Annotated in this window: 17 protein-coding genes and 1 tRNA gene; 13 read left to right on the forward strand and 5 right to left on the reverse strand. The window is 53.1% G+C overall.

Annotated features, from left to right (window positions below; translation table 11 throughout):
• Nucleotides 1-49: 49 nt before the first annotated feature.
• Nucleotides 50-2,923 (forward strand): aminomethyl-transferring glycine dehydrogenase, encoded by a 2,874-nt coding sequence (gene gcvP / locus LY264_RS04205; RefSeq protein WP_003825499.1) that lies wholly within the window; start codon nucleotides 50-52, stop codon nucleotides 2,921-2,923.
• 77 nt (nucleotides 2,924-3,000) lie between these two features.
• Nucleotides 3,001-3,744 carry an SDR family oxidoreductase gene (locus LY264_RS04210; protein ID WP_048225469.1) on the forward strand — a complete coding sequence of 248 codons (744 nt, stop codon included), beginning with the start codon at nucleotides 3,001-3,003 and terminating at the stop codon, nucleotides 3,742-3,744.
• Nucleotides 3,745-3,837: 93 nt separating this feature from the next.
• Here LY264_RS04210 and bglA read toward each other — a convergent pair whose 3' ends face one another.
• Nucleotides 3,838-5,271, reverse strand: coding sequence for a 6-phospho-beta-glucosidase BglA (gene bglA, locus LY264_RS04215; RefSeq protein WP_008785745.1), 1,434 nt, complete (start codon nucleotides 5,269-5,271; stop codon nucleotides 3,838-3,840).
• Between the two features lie 120 nt (nucleotides 5,272-5,391).
• Nucleotides 5,392-6,120, reverse strand: coding sequence for a MurR/RpiR family transcriptional regulator (locus LY264_RS04220; protein WP_008785744.1), 729 nt, complete (start codon nucleotides 6,118-6,120; stop codon nucleotides 5,392-5,394).
• 52 nt (nucleotides 6,121-6,172) lie between these two features.
• Between LY264_RS04220 and yqfB the strand changes: the two genes are divergently transcribed.
• Nucleotides 6,173-6,484: a N(4)-acetylcytidine aminohydrolase gene (yqfB, locus tag LY264_RS04225; RefSeq protein ID WP_048225466.1), complete on the forward strand. Its 312-nt coding sequence runs from the start codon at nucleotides 6,173-6,175 to the stop codon at nucleotides 6,482-6,484.
• A gap of 163 nt (nucleotides 6,485-6,647) precedes the next feature.
• On the forward strand, nucleotides 6,648-7,310 hold the full coding sequence (gene trhA / locus LY264_RS04230; RefSeq protein ID WP_006686898.1) for a PAQR family membrane homeostasis protein TrhA: 663 nt from the start codon (nucleotides 6,648-6,650) through the stop codon (nucleotides 7,308-7,310).
• 131 nt (nucleotides 7,311-7,441) lie between these two features.
• Here trhA and ygfZ read toward each other — a convergent pair whose 3' ends face one another.
• On the reverse strand, nucleotides 7,442-8,425 hold the full coding sequence (gene ygfZ / locus LY264_RS04235) for a tRNA-modifying protein YgfZ (RefSeq protein ID WP_008785741.1): 984 nt from the start codon (nucleotides 8,423-8,425) through the stop codon (nucleotides 7,442-7,444).
• A 257-nt stretch (nucleotides 8,426-8,682) separates the two neighbouring features.
• Between ygfZ and sdhE the strand changes: the two genes are divergently transcribed.
• Together sdhE and LY264_RS04245 are read left to right on the forward strand one after the other, a co-directional pair.
• Nucleotides 8,683-8,949 carry an FAD assembly factor SdhE gene (gene sdhE / locus LY264_RS04240; protein WP_003825514.1) on the forward strand — a complete coding sequence of 89 codons (267 nt, stop codon included), beginning with the start codon at nucleotides 8,683-8,685 and terminating at the stop codon, nucleotides 8,947-8,949.
• Nucleotides 8,930-9,337, forward strand: coding sequence for a protein YgfX (locus LY264_RS04245; RefSeq protein WP_003825515.1), 408 nt, complete (start codon nucleotides 8,930-8,932; stop codon nucleotides 9,335-9,337). Before sdhE ends, LY264_RS04245 begins: the two co-directional genes overlap by 20 nt.
• Before the next feature lie 101 nt (nucleotides 9,338-9,438).
• Here LY264_RS04245 and fldB read toward each other — a convergent pair whose 3' ends face one another.
• Entirely contained in the window at nucleotides 9,439-9,960 is a 522-nt protein-coding gene (gene fldB, locus LY264_RS04250) for a flavodoxin FldB (RefSeq protein WP_003026933.1), read from the reverse strand.
• Between the two features lie 113 nt (nucleotides 9,961-10,073).
• Here fldB and xerD point away from each other — a divergent pair, with 113 nt between their 5' ends.
• From xerD to lysS, 5 genes are all read left to right on the forward strand, one after another.
• A complete protein-coding gene (xerD, locus tag LY264_RS04255) occupies nucleotides 10,074-10,970 on the forward strand; it encodes a site-specific tyrosine recombinase XerD (protein ID WP_003825519.1) in 897 nt (298 codons plus the stop codon).
• Nucleotides 10,971-10,993: 23 nt separating this feature from the next.
• A complete protein-coding gene (dsbC, locus tag LY264_RS04260) occupies nucleotides 10,994-11,707 on the forward strand; it encodes a bifunctional protein-disulfide isomerase/oxidoreductase DsbC (RefSeq protein ID WP_048225463.1) in 714 nt (237 codons plus the stop codon).
• 5 nt (nucleotides 11,708-11,712) lie between these two features.
• Nucleotides 11,713-13,446 carry a single-stranded-DNA-specific exonuclease RecJ gene (gene recJ, locus LY264_RS04265; protein ID WP_048225460.1) on the forward strand — a complete coding sequence of 578 codons (1,734 nt, stop codon included), beginning with the start codon at nucleotides 11,713-11,715 and terminating at the stop codon, nucleotides 13,444-13,446.
• A gap of 91 nt (nucleotides 13,447-13,537) precedes the next feature.
• A protein-coding gene (prfB, locus tag LY264_RS04270) for a peptide chain release factor 2 (RefSeq protein ID WP_100194817.1) occupies nucleotides 13,538-14,636 on the forward strand; the annotation gives its coding sequence in 2 pieces (ribosomal slippage) (nucleotides 13,538-13,612 and nucleotides 13,614-14,636; 1,098 coding nt in all).
• Between the two features lie 9 nt (nucleotides 14,637-14,645).
• Nucleotides 14,646-16,163, forward strand: a complete 1,518-nt coding sequence (gene lysS, locus LY264_RS04275) for a lysine--tRNA ligase (RefSeq protein ID WP_005123357.1) — start codon at nucleotides 14,646-14,648, stop codon at nucleotides 16,161-16,163.
• A 77-nt stretch (nucleotides 16,164-16,240) separates the two neighbouring features.
• On the opposite strand, the gene idi is transcribed toward lysS, so the two are convergent.
• The gene (gene idi, locus LY264_RS04280) at nucleotides 16,241-16,795 is read right to left on the reverse strand and encodes an isopentenyl-diphosphate Delta-isomerase (RefSeq protein WP_048225457.1); all 555 of its coding nucleotides are present in this window, start codon (nucleotides 16,793-16,795) and stop codon (nucleotides 16,241-16,243) included.
• Nucleotides 16,796-16,961: 166 nt separating this feature from the next.
• Here idi and actS point away from each other — a divergent pair, with 166 nt between their 5' ends.
• Together actS and LY264_RS04290 are read left to right on the forward strand one after the other, a co-directional pair.
• Complete coding sequence (gene actS, locus LY264_RS04285) at nucleotides 16,962-17,720, forward strand: amidase activator ActS (RefSeq protein ID WP_020996306.1); 759 nt, start codon at nucleotides 16,962-16,964, stop codon at nucleotides 17,718-17,720.
• Nucleotides 17,721-17,799: 79 nt separating this feature from the next.
• Nucleotides 17,800-17,873, forward strand: a tRNA-Gly gene (locus LY264_RS04290).
• The last annotated feature ends 88 nt before the right edge of the window (nucleotides 17,874-17,961 follow it).

Raw genomic sequence — 17,961 nt, forward strand, 5'->3', positions numbered from 1 at the left:
TGAGTTAGAGACCATCACGATTCACTGCACGTTTCAGGAACCATCGCCCATGACACAGACGTTAAGCCAGCTTGAAAACAGCGGCGCTTTCATTGAACGCCACATCGGACCGGACGCCGCGCAGCAGCAAGAGATGCTGAATGCGGTTGGCGCCGAGTCGTTAAACGCGCTGATCGGCCAGATTGTGCCGAAAGACATTCAGCTCGCAACCCCGCCACAGGTGGGCGAGGCGGCGACCGAATACGCTGCGCTGGCTGAATTAAAAGCCATCGCCGGGCGTAACAAGCGCTTCACGTCCTACATTGGCATGGGCTACACCGCCGTGCAGTTGCCACCGGTTATTCTGCGTAACATGCTGGAAAACCCAGGTTGGTACACCGCATATACGCCGTATCAGCCGGAAGTATCCCAGGGACGACTGGAAGCTCTGCTGAACTTCCAACAGGTCACGCTGGACCTGACGGGCCTGGATATGGCTTCTGCTTCTCTGCTGGATGAAGCCACTGCGGCTGCTGAAGCCATGGCGATGGCCAAACGTGTTAGCAAACTGAAAAATGCTAACCGTTTCTTTGTGGCGGCTGATGTTCACCCGCAAACGCTGGACGTGGTTCGCACCCGTGCAGAAACCTTTGGCTTTGACGTCATTGTTGATGACGCGGCGAAAGCACTGGATCACCAGGATGTGTTTGGCGTGCTGTTGCAGCAGGTTGGCACCACCGGTGAAGTGCATGACTACAGCAAACTGATTGCCGAGCTGAAATCCCGTAAAGTTGTGGTCAGTGTCGCTGCCGACTTTATGGCGCTGGTACTGCTGACTGCGCCGGGCAAACAGGGCGCGGATATTGTTTTCGGCTCTGCGCAACGCTTCGGCGTACCGATGGGTTACGGCGGCCCACACGCGGCATTCTTCGCCGCTAAAGACGAATTCAAACGCTCCATGCCAGGCCGTATTATCGGCGTATCGAAAGATGCGGCGGGCAATACCGCACTGCGCATGGCGATGCAGACTCGCGAGCAGCATATCCGCCGTGAGAAAGCGAACTCCAACATTTGTACCTCGCAGGTTCTGCTGGCCAACATCGCCAGCCTGTATGCCGTTTATCATGGTCCGGTTGGCCTGAAACGTATCGCTAATCGCATCCACCGCCTGACTGATATTCTGGCGGCCGGTCTGCAACAGAAAGGGCTGAAGCTGCGCCATGCGCACTACTTCGACACTCTGTGTGTTGAAGTGGCCGACAAAGCGGCTGTTCTGGCGCGTGCCGAAGCGGCAGAAATCAACCTGCGTAGCGATATCCATAACGCGGTAGGTATTACGCTCGATGAAACCACCACCCGTGAAAACGTGGTGCAGTTGTTCAATGTTCTGCTGGGCGACAGCCACGGTTTGAATATCGATACGCTGGATAAAGATGTGGCGCTCGACAGCCGTTCCATTCAGGACAGCATGCTGCGTGACGATGCGATCCTCAGCCATCCGGTGTTTAATCGCTATCACAGCGAAACTGAGATGATGCGTTATATGCACTCGCTGGAGCGCAAAGATCTGGCGCTGAACCAGGCAATGATCCCGCTGGGTTCTTGCACCATGAAGCTGAACGCTGCCGCCGAGATGATCCCTATCACCTGGCCGGAATTCGCTGAACTTCACCCGTTCTGCCCGCCAGAGCAGGCAGAAGGTTATCACCAGATGATCGGCCAGCTTTCCGAGTGGCTGGTAAAACTGACCGGTTATGACGCCGTCTGCATGCAGCCGAACTCCGGCGCGCAGGGCGAGTATGCGGGTCTGCTGGCGATTCGTCACTATCACGAAAGCCGTAACGAAGGCCATCGCGATATCTGTCTGATCCCGGCTTCTGCCCACGGCACCAATCCGGCATCTGCACAGATGGCGGGGATGCAGGTTGTGGTTGTCGCGTGTGATAAGAACGGCAACATCGACCTGGACGATCTGCGAGCAAAAGCAGAACAACATGCTGCGAATCTCTCCTGCATCATGGTGACCTATCCGTCTACTCACGGCGTGTATGAAGAAACGATCCGTGAAGTGTGCGACGTTGTGCACCAGTTTGGCGGCCAGGTTTACCTTGATGGCGCGAACATGAACGCTCAGGTTGGGATCACCACGCCGGGCTTTATCGGCGCAGATGTCTCGCACCTCAACCTGCATAAAACATTCTGCATTCCGCACGGCGGCGGCGGCCCAGGTATGGGACCGATTGGCGTCAAATCACATCTGGCACCGTTTGTACCGGGTCACAGCGTAGTGCAGATTGAAGGAATGCTCACCCGTCAGGGCGCAGTTTCAGCGGCGCCGTTCGGTAGCGCATCCATTCTGCCAATCAGCTGGATGTACATCCGTATGATGGGTGCAGAAGGTCTGAAGCAGGCAAGCCAGGTAGCTATCCTTAACGCTAACTACATTGCCAGCCGTCTGAAAGATGCTTATCCGGTACTGTATACCGGTCGCGACGGTCGCGTGGCGCATGAATGTATTCTCGACATTCGCCCACTGAAAGAAGAGACCGGCATCAGCGAACTGGATATTGCCAAGCGTCTGATCGATTACGGTTTCCATGCGCCGACCATGTCATTCCCGGTCGCGGGTACCCTGATGGTTGAACCGACTGAATCTGAAAGCAAAGTGGAACTTGATCGCTTTATCAATGCGATGCTGGCAATCCGCGCTGAAATCGATCGCGTGAAAGCCGGTGAATGGTCACTGGAAGATAACCCGCTGGTTAACTCACCGCACACGCAAAACGAGCTGGTCGCGGAGTGGAATCACGGTTATAGCCGAGAAATCGCCGTCTTCCCGGCTGGTGTGGCGAACAAATACTGGCCGACCGTGAAACGCCTTGATGATGTTTACGGTGACCGTAACCTGTTCTGCTCCTGCGTGCCGATGAGCGAATATCAGTAACTTTTCCGCGCAGTAAAGCTTTTGTAGGCCGGGTAAGGCGAAGACGCCTCCCGGCTTTTTCATATCTGGAGGTATCCATGGGAATCGCATTGGTTACTGGCGGCAGTCGCGGCATCGGGCGGGCAACCGCGCTGCAGTTAGCGCAAGAGGGTTACACGGTTGCGGTTAACTTTCATCACAATATCCGTGCGGCAACGGAGGTTGTGAATACCATTGCCGCTGCCGGGGGAAAGGCGTTTGCTCTACGGGCTGATATCAGCGATGAAAGCCAGGTTGTGGCAATGTTTGAATCCATTGACCGCGAAGGTGAACCACTGTCTGCGTTAGTGAATAATGCCGGGATTTTGTTTGAACAGAGCACGGTGGAAAGCCTAACCGCCGAAAGAATTAACCGCGTGCTGGCGACCAATGTTACCGGCTATTTTTTGTGTTGTCGGGAAGCGGTAAAGCGCATGTCTTTCAAACACGAAGGGCAAGGCGGGGCGATTGTGAATGTGTCTTCGGCGGCATCGCGGCTTGGTGCGCCATTCGAATATGTTGATTACGCGGCCTCAAAAGGCGCTGTGGACACGCTCACCACCGGCCTTGCGCTGGAGGTTGCGGCGCAAGGGATCCGCGTAAACTGCGTGCGACCTGGTCTTATCTACACTGAAATGCACGCATCAGGCGGCGAGCCGGGAAGGGTCGATCGCGTGAAATCGATGTTGCCTATGCAGCGCGGCGGACAACCGGAGGAGGTCGCGCAGGCGATTACCTGGCTGCTGAGCGAGAAGGCGTCGTACGTAACGGGCAGTTTTCTGGAACTGGCTGGCGGGAAGTAGGGTTTAATCGCCGGTTGGCGCTACGCTTATCCGGCCTACGGGAATTTAATCTGTAGGCTGGATAAGGCGTTTACGCCGCCATCCGGCAAAAAATCAAAGTTTCTCGCCGTTGCTGGCAATCACCGCTTTGTACCAGTTAAAACTTTTCTTGCGTGAACGCGACATATCGCCGGTGCCGTCGTCGTGTTTGTTCACGTAGATAAAGCCGTAGCGCTTGCTGTACTGACCGGTGGTGAACGAGACACAGTCGATGCAGCCCCACGGAGTGTAGCCCATCAGGTCTACGCCATCATACGTTACCGCTTTCATCATCTCTTCAACGTGGGCGCGCAAATAGTCGATGCGATAGTCGTCGTTGATGCTGCCGTCTTCTTCCACTTTGTCGTAGGCACCAAATCCGTTTTCTACGATAAATAGCGGTTTCTGATAGCGCTCATACAGTTCGCATAAGGCGTAACGCAGACCGACCGGATCAATCTGCCAGCCCCAGTCGGACGCTTTTACGTGCGGGTTCGGTACGCTGCCCTCAAAACCAGAAATGGCATCGCCGCTGCCGCCTTCCGCTTTTACCGCGTTGGTCATGTAGTAACTGAATCCGAGATAGTCACAGGTGCCTTCACGCAGGATTTGCTCATCTCCGGCTTCCATTCGGATGTTGAATTCGCGGCGTTCCCACTCGTTCAGTACATATGATGGATAGTAGCCGCGCAGTTGAACGTCGGTGAAAACGTAGCGCTCACGCATCGATTCCTGCGCGAACATCACATCTTCAGGCTTACAGGAGAACGGGTAAAGTGGCACCATCGCCAGCATGCAACCGACTTTCATTTCCGGGTTGATGCGACGTGCGGCTTTCACTGCCAGAGCGCTGGCCACGAACTGGTGATGCAGCACCTGGTACATGGTTTCTTCCGGGTTTTCATGCTCGGTATACACCACGCCGGAGCAGCAATAACCAAACAGCGGTGCGCGCCAGTTGCGCTGGTTGTTGATCTCGTTAAAGGTCATCCAGTATTTGACCTTGTGCTTGTAGCGCTCAAAAACGACTTCAGCAAATCGGACAAAGAAATCGACGACTTTACGATTGGTCCAGCTGCCGTACTGTTGAACAAGGTGCAGCGGCATTTCAAAGTGGGAAAGGGTGATGACCGGTTCGATGTTGTACTTCAGCAGTTCATCGAACATGTCGTCGTAGAACTTTAGCCCTTCTTCATTCGGCTGGCTTTCGTCCCCTTTGGGGAAGATACGGGTCCAGGCGATTGAGGTACGGAAGCATTTGAAGCCCATCTCGGCAAACAGCTTGATGTCTTCTTTGTAATGACTGTAAAAATCGACGGCTTCGTGGTTGGGGTAGTACTTACCGGGCTCAACTTCCTGAGTGATTTCTCGCGGAACGCCGTGTGCCCCTCCGGTCAGTACATCGCAAATGCTGGGGCCTTTGCCACCTTTGTTCCAGCCGCCTTCAACCTGGTGCGCCGCAACCGCGCCACCCCATAAAAAATCTTTTGGTAAGGTAAGTTTTTTCATCTGCGCTCAGTCTCAAATTAATACCATCTGATTTTGAGTCTAACAAAGGAAAGATAAATGTCACGATATAACAAAATAGCGCTAATGTGATTTGTTACATCCAAAAAACAGATTGTTTTTTTACGCTATTCTTTTCGCCAACTTGCGGCCGAGTGATTCCAGAATATAAATAACAGGGATCTGCGTAGTTATATCGTATACACCGGCAATGCGCGTCTGTGGAACGTGCCAGGAGAGATTAAAGTCAGCCAATTTGGCCAGCCGCGAATGTTCATGACTGGTGACAGACAGGACCTTACAGTTATGCAGGCTGAACTGGCTGGCAAAACGCAGGATCTCTTCTGTTTCACCGGAAACGGAAAGCACGATCGCCAGCGCGTTTCTGGCCATGTCATTCGTTACCGGGAAATAAGGGTCATCAATGTGATTACTGAATTTTCCAACGTTTGAGAAAAAACGTGCGCCATATTTGGCTAAGGCTCCGGATGTTCCCGCCCCAACGAATATAATACGCTCGGAAGATAATATAATATCAACAGCCTGATCGAGCAGATTATCGAACTCATCGTTATTAACGCCTTTAAAGAAGCTGATAATTTCGCTGGCACCGAAATTAGCCTGTTGCGGTTCATTCTGCTCTAAATATAATTTGAAGCGCACGCGAAATTCTGAGTAACCTTCACACTTAAGCTTGCGGCAAAAGCGCAGTACGGTGGTAGTGGAAACACCCACGGCATCGGCCAGTTCGCGAATGGTCATGTACATGACTTTGTCACGGTTTTTGATGACATAGTTGTAGACCAGCATCTCAAGATTGTTGAGACTGGCGATGGCAGCGTGGGAGAACATACTCACAATGGCAAAACTCACTCATCAGACTTCATCTACAGGGAATAATAACATGCAGCCAAATGACATCACTTTTTTTCAGCGTTTCCAGGATGACATTCTGGCCGGACGCAAGACCATCACTATCCGTGACGAGTCTGAATCACACTTCAAAGCCGGGGACATTTTACGGGTTGGGCGCTTCGAAGATGACGGTTACTTCTGCACGATTGAGGTTGTTGGCACCTCAACCGTCACGCTGGATACGCTGACGGATAAACATGCCCAGCAGGAAAATATGACGCTTGAAGAACTTAAACATGTCATTGCCGAGATTTACCCGGATCAGACGCAATTTTATGTGATTGATTTTAAATGCCTTTGATTTTAATGGTACGCATGTTAGCTGAAATTTAAAAACTAACATCATGATTTTTAATGGTAAATATTTATCTGGTAATTATTTTAGCTAACAGGTGTTCACTGGAACCATTCTCAGTTACGCTAGAGGAGCAATCACGATAGGGTTCGTTTCTCGGGAGTAAGTTATGGTTCAGAAGCCATTAATCGCGCAGGGATATTCGCTGGCAGAGGAAATAGCCAACAGCATCAGTCACGGTATCGGGCTGGTGTTTGGGATTGTCGGACTGGTGTTGTTGCTGGTTCAGGCAGTGGATACCAATGCCAGCGCTATGGCGATTACCAGCTATAGCCTGTACGGCGGCAGCATGATCCTGCTGTTCCTCGCCTCAACCTTGTATCACGCGATCCCCCATCAGAGAGCGAAAGTCTGGCTGAAAAAATTCGACCACTGTGCGATTTATCTGCTGATTGCCGGGACCTATACGCCATTTCTGCTGGTGGGGCTTGATTCGCCGCTGGCTCGTGGGTTGATGATTGTTATCTGGAGCCTGGCGCTGCTCGGTATTTTATTCAAACTGACCATCGCACACCGGTTTAAAATTCTGTCGCTGGTGACTTACCTGACAATGGGCTGGCTTTCGCTGATTGTGGTGTATCAACTGGCGGTGAAGTTGGCGGCGGGAGGCGTGACGTTGCTGGCTGTTGGCGGTGTGGTGTATTCGCTGGGCGTAATTTTCTACGTCTGTAAGCGTATTCCTTATAACCATGCGATCTGGCACGGTTTTGTGCTGGGCGGCAGCGTTTGCCACTTCCTGGCGATCTATCTGTACGTGGGGCAACACGCATAGATTCAGTGCAACCCCGGGGGCGGCGTAAACGCCTCGCCCGGGCTGTATTTTGTTGGCCGGACGAGGCAATGCCGCAATCCGGCGGCCTGTGCCGAATTGCCTAATGGCGCTGCGCTTATCAGGCCGACCAATTACTCTTCGTCTAACGAATATGGCAGCGGTACGATACGCAGCGTTTTTGCGTCGTCACGAACGCGGAACACGCTGTCGGCCTCCATGTCGTTATTCATCACAACCTGCACCAGTACCTGACCATCGGCCAGTTGTACTGCGGCAAGTACGGTACCAGTACGACGCCAGTTCTCGCCCATTTTTAATTCAAGGTCTTCGCCAGCTTCCGGTACTCGACCGGCGGCACCCGCCAAAGTCCACATGGCGCGTTTGTTGGCTCCGCGAAATTTTGCACGAGCCACCATTTCCTGACCGGTGTAGCAGCCTTTTTTAAAGCTGATCCCGCCCAGAGCCTGCAGATTGGTAGCCTGTGGAATAAACTGTGCACTGTTGGCTGTATCAATAACGGGGATACCCGCTTCGATATCCAGCGCCAGCCACTGCTGGCTGTTATTTAACTCAGCTTCGCCACGCAGCTTTTCAACCAAGGTTTCTGCTGTGGTGGCATCAACGATCAGCAGAAAACGTTCGGCAGGGTGTTCGAACCACAATACCGTGGAGGCACCTTCGGTAATGACCTGCTTATCACTGTTCGGTAATTCGCTAAAGAGATTGGCCAGCGCTGCACGTGCCTGGAATCCCGCTACGCCCAGCAAGACGCGCTCGTCGTCTGGGGCGATCGCCACCTTCGAGAAGACCGCGTATTTTTTCAGCTCAGTGAGCTGCGCATCACGCAGGCTACGGCGCTCAAGCCATGCAAAACCGTCACCCTGGCGGAACAGACGCAGGTTGCTCCACATTTTACCTTTGGCGTCACAATGTGCAGCCAACAGGTGCTGATGCTCGGTCATCTGGCTGACATCCGCCGTGACCTGACCCTGAATATACTTCTCACTGTCGACACCTGTGATGGTGGCGAGCGCCCAGTCATCGAGCGTCATTAGCGTCAGAGGTAAACGCGTTGACGCAAAAGGCTGGCGAGGAGGAAAAGATGTAAAAGCCATAATAATGTCCTGATTTGCTTAACGCAGTGATGATGACTAATGGTAAAAGAGCTATGGCCCATTGCAAGCGGTTTAAACAGGCTATTTGTGCCATATATTGTGCTTTGCGAGGAGACATCCAAAATTGGTGAATCCTTTGGCTTAATAAGGTTTTATTTAGCGAGCGAGCTTCAGTTTACTGATATTCCCGTAAAAAGAGCGGGAAAAACACGTTACAATAGCGGGATACTTCGTTTTCGCGAGACAGGGAGAAGAACATGGATATTAACAACAAAGCACGTATTCATTGGGCATGCCGCCGCGGTATGCGCGAGCTGGACATCTCGATCATGCCGTTTTTTGAACATGAATATGACAGCTTAAGTGACGAAGAAAAACGTATCTTCATCCGTCTGCTAGAATGTGATGATCCAGATTTATTTAACTGGTTGATGAATCATGGGAAACCAGCTGATGAGCAGCTGGAACAGATGGTGCGACTTATCCAGACACGGAATCGGGAACGTGGTCCAGTGGCAATCTGATTTACGCGTATCATGGCGCGCGCAGTGGCTTTCACTGCTAATTCATGGGCTGGTCGCGGTGTTTATTTTATTGATGCCCTGGCCATTGAGCTACACCCCATTATGGCTGGTTTTGCTCTCTCTGGTGGTGTTTGATAGCGTTCGCAGTCAGCGTCGAATCAACGCCTGTCAGGGTGAGATTCGGCTATTGATGGATGGCCGTCTGCGCTGGCAAGGGCAAGAGTGGTCTATCGTTAGCGCCCCCTGGATGGTTAAAACAGGTATGATGCTACGCTTGCGATCTGATGCCGGAAAACGTCAACATTTGTGGCTGGCAGCAGACAGTATGGATGATGCAGAGTGGCGGGATTTACGACGGTTGATGCTGCAAAAGGCGAAGCAAGGGTAACGCATGACACATGCCTGATGGCGCGCAGCTTGAAAGCCAACAGTTAGGTGCGTCATGCAGGCCGGATAAGGCATTTACGCCGTCATCCGGCAAATCGGTTATCAGGACCAGTGCTCGGCCATTTCCCCAAGAATTTGCTCGCACCAGGCCTGAATGCGTTCATCGCTGAGATCGTACTGGTTCGTCTCATCCAGCGCCAGGCCAACAAACAGCTGTCCATCAGCAATGACGGGTTTATCGCTGGTGAATTCGTAGCCTTCTGTGGGCCAGTAGCCGACAAACTTTACACCTTTGGTGATCAGTTTATCGTGCAGCATACCCAACGCATCCAGGAACCATTCGCCGTATCCCAACTGATCGCCCATACCGTAAAGCGCGACAATCTTGCCCTCCAGGTTGAGGTCGTCCAGTTGCTCCCAGACCGCTTCCCAGTCCTCCTGAATTTCACCGAAATCCCAGGTTGGGATGCCCAAAATGAGCACGTCATATTGCTCCATTAGGGTCGGAGAATCGTCTTTGAGGTTGTGCAGTGTCACCAGTTCGGGACCCAGGATATCGCGGATTTTTTCTGCTGCCATTTCGGTGTAGCAGGTGCTGGAACCGTAAAAAAGACCCATGTTCATGACGTAAACATCTCAATTCTGCTGTAGCGTTGCGGGTAGTGTAACAGAATCGCCGCATTCTCGGCACAATGAGGCATAATGCATCAAAAATGAGAGTGGAAAAAGGGGCGCGAGTGGAACAGGATCTGGCGCGCATCGAGCAGTTTCTTGATGCCCTGTGGCTGGAACGAAATCTGGCGGAAAACACATTAAGTGCGTATCGTCGCGATCTGACCATGCTTGTGGAGTGGTTACATCACCGCGGCGCTTCGCTTGCGACCGCGCAAAGTGATGATCTGCAAGCCTTGCTGGCTGAGCGGATGGATGGAGGGTATAAAGCCACCAGTTCCGCACGTTTGCTCAGTGCGACGCGACGTTTTTTTCAGCATCTGTACCGCGAAAAATATCGCGAAGATGACCCCAGCGCCTCGCTTGCATCACCTAAACTTCCGCAGCGCCTGCCTAAAGATCTCAGCGAAGCGCAGGTTGAGCGGCTGCTACAAGCGCCGCTTATTGAGCAACCGCTGGAGCTACGCGACAAAGCCATGCTGGAAGTGCTGTATGCAACAGGCCTGCGCGTGTCTGAACTGGTAGGACTGACGATGAGTGACGTCAGCCTGCGTCAGGGTGTGGTACGGGTGATCGGTAAAGGTAACAAAGAGCGCCTTGTCCCGTTGGGTGAGGAGGCTGTGTACTGGCTGGAAACTTACCTGGAGCATGGGCGTCCATGGTTGCTCAACGGCGTATCGATTGATGTGCTGTTTCCTAGTCAGCGGGCGCAACAGATGACCCGTCAGACCTTCTGGCATCGTATCAAACACTATGCTGTGTTGGCGGGAATCGACAGCGAAAAGCTGTCACCGCACGTCCTGCGGCACGCGTTTGCCACGCATTTGCTCAACCATGGCGCAGACCTGCGCGTGGTGCAGATGCTACTGGGGCATAGCGATCTCTCGACAACGCAGATTTATACTCATGTCGCAACGGAGCGCTTGCGGCAACTACATCAACAGCATCACCCGCGAGCGTGAGTGCTGACAGGATAGGATAGGCTATGAAAAAACGTTTTATGATGTTCACCCTTCTGGCGACGGCGTTTTCCGGCATGGTACATGCAGACGACGCGGCAATTCGTCAGTCATTAGCAAAGCTGGGTGTGCAGAGCACCGAGATTCAACCTGCTCCGGTTGCGGGCATGAAAACCGTACTGACCAATAGCGGCGTGCTGTACGTAACTGAAGACGGTAAACATATTATTCAGGGACCGATGTACGACGTGAGCGGCGCAAGTCCGGTGAATGTCACCAACCAACTGCTGATGAAGCATCTGAACGCGCTGGAAAAAGAGATGATCATCTACAAAGCGCCGCAGGAAAAACACGTCATTACCGTTTTCACCGACATAACTTGTGGTTACTGCCACAAGCTGCATGAAGAGATGAAAGATTACAATGCGTTGGGGATCACCGTTCGTTATCTGGCCTTCCCACGTCAGGGGCTGGACAGCCAGGCTGAGCAGGACATGAAGTCTATCTGGTGTGCTAAGGACAAAAACAAAGCCTTTGATGATGCGATGGCAGGCAAGGGCGTGAAAGCGGCGACCTGTGATGTGGATATCGCTAACCACTATGCGCTGGGCGTACAGTTTGGCGTCAGCGGTACACCGGCGATTGTGCTGAGCAATGGCTATGTCGTACCTGGTTATCAGGGCCCGAAAGAGATGAAAGAATTCCTCGACGCACATGCAAAACAGACCAGCGGTAAATAATTCGCGTGAAACAACAGATACAACTTTGTCGGCGTGAAGCCGACGAGACAGCCGAGCTGCCTGATGACTTGCCGCCATTGTTGCGTCGTTTATACGCCAGTCGCGGTGTACGTAGCGCGCAGGAGCTTGAGCGTAGCGTCAAAGGAATGCTGCCGTGGCAGCATTTAAACGGTGTGGAAAAGGCGGTTGAGATCCTCTACAACGCCTTTCGTGCGGGAACTCGTATCATCGTTGTCGGCGATTTCGATGCCGATGGCGCGACTAGCACGGCGCTAAGCATCCTGGCGATGCGCGCGTTGGGCTGCAGTAACGTTGACTACCTGGTGCCAAATCGTTTTGAGGACGGTTATGGTTTAAGCCCGGAAGTCGTTGATCAGGCCCATGCCCGTGGTGCTCAGCTGATTGTTACCGTAGACAACGGCATCTCGTCTCACACGGGTGTCGAACATGCCAGAACGTTGGGGATCCCGGTCGTTGTAACCGATCACCACCTGCCAGGGGATACGCTGCCGGGCGCAGAGGCGATCATCAATCCTAACCTGCGCGACTGTGAGTTCCCGTCGAAATCGCTGGCAGGCGTTGGTGTCGCCTTCTATCTGATGCTGGCGCTGCGCACTTTCCTGCGTGACAAAGGCTGGTTTGATGAGCGAGGCATTGCACCGCCGAACCTGGCGGATTTGCTCGATCTGGTTGCGCTTGGCACGGTGGCGGACGTGGTACCGCTGGATGCCAATAACCGCATTCTGACGTGGCAAGGCTTAAGCCGTATCCGTGCTGGAAAATGCCGCCCTGGTATCAAAGCGCTGCTGGAGATTTCCAATCGCGACCCCCTAAAGCTGGCAGCCAGTGATTTAGGTTTTGCCCTCGGGCCACGGCTGAATGCGGCGGGGCGTCTGGACGATATGTCCGTTGGCGTAGCGCTGTTGCTGTGCGACAACATTGGTGAAGCGCGCGTGCTGGCCAATGAGCTGGACGCACTCAACCAGACGCGCAAAGAAATTGAGCAGGGTATGCAGGCCGAAGCGCTTACCCTGTGTGAAAAGCTGGAACGCAGTAGCGATACGCTTCCGGGCGGCCTGGCAATGTATCATCCCGAGTGGCATCAGGGCGTTGTGGGGATTCTGGCATCGCGCATTAAAGAGCGATTCCATCGTCCGGTGATAGCGTTTGCCCCGGCAGGAGATGGTACTCTCAAAGGCTCCGGGCGTTCGATTCAGGGGCTGCACATGCGTGATGCGCTGGAGCGCCTGGACACCCTTCATCCGGGCATGATCATCAAGTTTGGCGGTCACGCCATGGCGGCGGGGTTATCGCTTGAAGAGGCGCAGTTTGAGCGTTTCCAGCAGCGTTTTGGCGAACTGGTTACCGAGTGGCTGGATCCCGCCTTGCTGCAGGGCGAAGTGGTGTCAGATGGCCCGCTAAGCGCCGCGGAGATGACCATGGAGGTCGCACAAATGCTGCGTGATGCCGGGCCGTGGGGGCAAATGTTCCCGGAACCGCTGTTTGATGGACATTTCCGTCTCCTTCAGCAGCGTTTGGTGGGGGAGCGTCATCTGAAGGTGATGGTGGAGCCAGTTGGCGGCGGTCCGCTGCTGGACGGCATTGCGTTTAACATCGATACCACCTGCTGGCCGGACAACGGCGTGCGCGAAGTTCAGCTTGCCTACAAACTGGATATTAATGAGTTTCGCGGCAACCGTAGTTTGCAGATTATAATCGACAATATCTGGCCACTTTAGCGTCACTAATCGCTATAAAAAAGGGCGTGGATTAGTTACAATCCCGCTCTTATCACCGCATTTTGACTAGTCCAATAAAAGAAATCAGACAATGTTTGAAATTAATCCGGTAAATAACCGCATTCAGGACCTCACGGAGCGCTCTGACGTTCTTAGGGGGTATCTTTGACTATGATGCCAAGAAAGAGCGTCTGGAAGAAGTAAACGCCGAGCTGGAACAGCCGGACGTATGGAACGAACCCGAACGCGCGCAGGCGCTGGGTAAAGAGCGTTCTTCTCTTGAAGCCATCGTTGATACGCTCGATCAGATGAGCCAGGGCCTGGAAGATGTCTCCGGCCTGCTGGAACTGGCTGTAGAAGCCGACGACGAAGAAACCTTTAACGAAGCCGTAGCAGAACTCGACACGCTGGAAGATAAACTGGCCCAGCTGGAATTCCGTCGTATGTTCTCCGGTGAATATGACAGCGCAGATTGCTATCTCGATATTCAGGCAGGTTCTGGCGGTACGGAAGCGCAGGACTGGGCAAGCATGCTGATGCGCATGTATCTGCGTTGGGCTGAAGCGCGCGGCTTTAAGACTGAAATTATTGAAGAGTCTGAAGGTGAAGTGGCGGGTATTAAATCCGTAACCATCAGAATTGCTGGCGAATATGCGTACGGTTGGCTGCGTACTGAAACCGGCGTACACCGTCTGGTTCGTAAGAGTCCGTTCGACTCCGGCGGACGTCGCCATACGTCGTTCAGTTCTGCGTTTGTTTATCCGGAAGTTGATGATGATATTGATATCGATATCAACCCGGCGGATCTGCGTATTGACGTTTACCGTGCCTCCGGTGCGGGTGGTCAGCACGTTAACCGTACGGAATCTGCGGTGCGTATTACCCACATCCCGACTGGGATTGTGACGCAGTGTCAGAACGACCGTTCCCAGCACAAGAACAAAGACCAGGCCATGAAGCAGATGAAAGCGAAGCTTTATGAACTGGAAATGCAGAAGAAGAATGCCGAGAAACAGGCGATGGAAGACAACAAGTCAGATATCGGCTGGGGTAGCCAGATTCGTTCTTATGTCCTTGATGACTCCCGCATCAAAGATCTGCGTACCGGGGTTGAAACCCGTAACACGCAGGCGGTGCTGGATGGCAGCCTGGATCAATTTATCGAAGCAAGTTTGAAAGCAGGGTTATGAGGAACCAACATGTCTGAACAACACGTACAGGGCGCTGACGCGGTAGCCGACCTTAACAATGAACTGAAAACGCGCCGTGAGAAGCTGGCGAGCCTGCGTGAGCAGGGGATCCCGTTCCCGAACGATTTCCGTCGCGATCATACCTCAGACCAACTGCATGCTGACTTCGACGCGAAAGAAAACGAAGAGCTGGAAGCGCTGAACATTGAGGTATCCGTTGCTGGCCGTATGATGACCCGTCGTATTATGGGTAAAGCATCATTCGTTACGCTGCAGGACGTTGGCGGCCGTATTCAGCTGTACGTTGCTCGCGATGACCTGCCGGAAGGCGTCTACAACGAGCAGTTCAAAAAATGGGATCTGGGCGATATCCTCGGCGCGAAAGGTAAGTTGTTCAAGACCAAGACCGGTGAGTTGTCTATTCACTGCACCGAACTGCGTCTGCTGACCAAAGCGCTGCGCCCGCTGCCGGACAAATTCCACGGTCTGCAGGATCAGGAAGCGCGCTATCGTCAACGTTACCTGGATCTCATCTCTAACGATGAATCCCGCAATACCTTTAAAGTGCGTTCACAAATTATGGCTGGCATCCGTCAGTTCATGGTGGGTCGCGGCTTTATGGAAGTGGAAACCCCGATGATGCAGGTGATCCCTGGCGGTGCCGCTGCGCGTCCGTTCATCACCCATCATAACGCGCTGGATCTGGATATGTACCTGCGTATTGCGCCGGAACTGTACCTCAAGCGTCTGGTGGTTGGCGGCTTCGAACGCGTGTTCGAAATTAACCGTAACTTCCGTAACGAAGGCATCTCTGTTCGCCATAACCCAGAGTTCACCATGATGGAACTCTACATGGCTTATGCGGACTACAAAGATCTGATCGAACTGACCGAATCGCTGTTCCGTACGCTGGCGCAGAACGTTCTGGGAACGACTGAAGTGCCTTACGGTGAAGAAGTCTTCGACTTCGGTAAACCGTTCGAAAAACTGACCATGCGCGAAGCGATTCAGAAATACCGTCCGGAAACCAACATGGCCGATCTGGATAACTTCGACTCTGCAAAAGCGATTGCTGAATCTATCGGCATCAAAGTTGAGAAGAGCTGGGGTCTGGGCCGTATCGTGACCGAGATCTTTGAAGAAGTTGCGGAAGCGCACCTGATTCAACCGACCTTCATTACCGAGTACCCGGCAGAAGTTTCTCCGCTGGCGCGTCGTAATGACGAAAACCCGGAAATCACTGACCGCTTCGAATTCTTCATCGGCGGACGTGAAATCGGTAACGGTTTCAGCGAGCTGAACGATGCGGAAGATCAGGCGCAGCGTTTCCAGGATCAGGTTAACGCTAAAGATGCGGGTGATGACGAAGCAATGTTCTATGACGAAGACTACGTTACCGCTCTGGAACACGGTCTGCCGCCGACTGCGGGTCTGGGCATTGGTATCGACCGTATGGTTATGCTGTTCACCAACAGCCACACTATCCGCGACGTGATCCTGTTCCCGGCGATGCGCCCGGTTAAGTAAGATGTGAAATGCCGGATGGCGGCTGACGCCTTATCCGGCCTACGATTCGTTATGTAGGCCAGATAAGCGTAGCGCCATCAGGCAATAATTTGTTGGCAGTAATTCCGCAACAGCGCACGCGCTTCTTTGTCTGCAACCTGCATTACCATCCACGGGCTAAAAGCCCACGGCGTCGCGTCAATCCCGCTTAAGATATCCTCAAGACTGCTCCACTGGCAATCCATCACTTCATCTGGGTTTAGCTGTAGCGGACTCACGATATGTGCGGCATAAACCGGGCACACTTCGTTTTCCACAATTCCACTCGGGTCTGTAGCGCGATAACGAAAGTCAGCATACACGGGGCTGAGCGAGTCGATGTCTGCACCCAGTTCGAAGCGAGCCCGGCGGACAATAGCGGCTTCGTGGGTTTCACCCAACTGCGGGTGACCACAGACAGAGTTGGTCCAGACGCCAGGCCAGGCTTTTTTGTGCAGCGAGCGGCGGGTGACCAGCAGTTGGCCCAGCTCGTTAAATATCCAGCACGAGAAAGCGGAATGCAGGGGGGTTGTGGCGGTATGCGCCGCATATTTTTCCAGCGTTCCGCAGGGTTGGTCCTGCTCATTCAATAAAATGACATGTTCCTGTCGCATAGCGTCCACCATCAATCTTAAGCATCCATATTATATGCTTAATTAAGTCAGATTGATTAACAGAGGGTGTGAAATGCCAGGGCCGACGGTTCGTTGCGCGATATGATTTGGCATCCGGTTTCTGGCTGCTATGATAAAGCGTCTGAAAATGTTGCGAGGTATTGTTTTGAGTGCAGGACGCCTGAAGAAAAATGGCCTGGGTATCGTGATGTTGCTGTGCGTCGGTCTGCTGTTAGCAGGGTGTTCCGGGAGCAAGTCGTCTGATACAGGAAGTTATTCCGGCTCCGTGTATACCGTGAAGCGGGGGGATACGCTATACCGTATTTCGCGCGCTACCGGGACCAGCGTGAAAGAAATTGCCCGCCTGAATAATATTTCACCGCCCTATACCATTGAAGTAGGGCAAAAACTGAAGGTCAGCGGTGGCGCGAAAACCAGTTCTAACTCTGGCAAAACAACCAAGAAATCCTCAACCAAAACGGCAGCGGTCAGACCGTCTTCGTCCGTACCGCAGTCTTCCTGGCCTCCGGTAGGGCAACGTTGCTGGCTGTGGCCTGCCAGCGGTAAGGTGATCCTGCCTTATTCAACCGCGGACGGCGGCAACAAGGGCATTGATATCTCGGCTGCGCGCGGTACACCGATTTATGCCGCCGGCGCTGGGAAGGTGGTTTACGTCGGTAATCAGCTACGGGGCTATGGTAATCTCATCATGATTAAGCACAGTGAGGACTACATCACTGCGTATGCGCATAATGACACCATGCTGGTGAACAACGGTCAAAACGTGAAGGCCGGGCAGAAAATCGCAACGATGGGCAGCTCGGATGCGACTACGGTGCGGCTGCATTTCCAAATCCGCTACCGGGCGACAGCTATCGATCCGCTGCGTTATTTGCCGCCGCAGGGCAGTAAGCCAAAATGCTGACGGTGAATTAATCGCCAGTCAGTCGGTTAGTCCCTTGCCAAGAAGAGCGTAAGGTTTATAATCCCTTACGCACTTCAATGCGGGCGTAGTTCAATGGTAGAACGAGAGCTTCCCAAGCTCTATACGAGGGTTCGATTCCCTTCGCCCGCTCCATGACCATTCTTAAAGTCTGCTAACTTACTGAATCCTAAGGGATACGGCTTAAAGCCTTCCGATAGTTTTACTCACTGTAACCAACACT

Origin of the sequence: Citrobacter portucalensis (genome assembly GCF_023374935.1) — a bacterium.
Lineage (GTDB): Bacteria > Pseudomonadota > Gammaproteobacteria > Enterobacterales > Enterobacteriaceae > Citrobacter > Citrobacter portucalensis.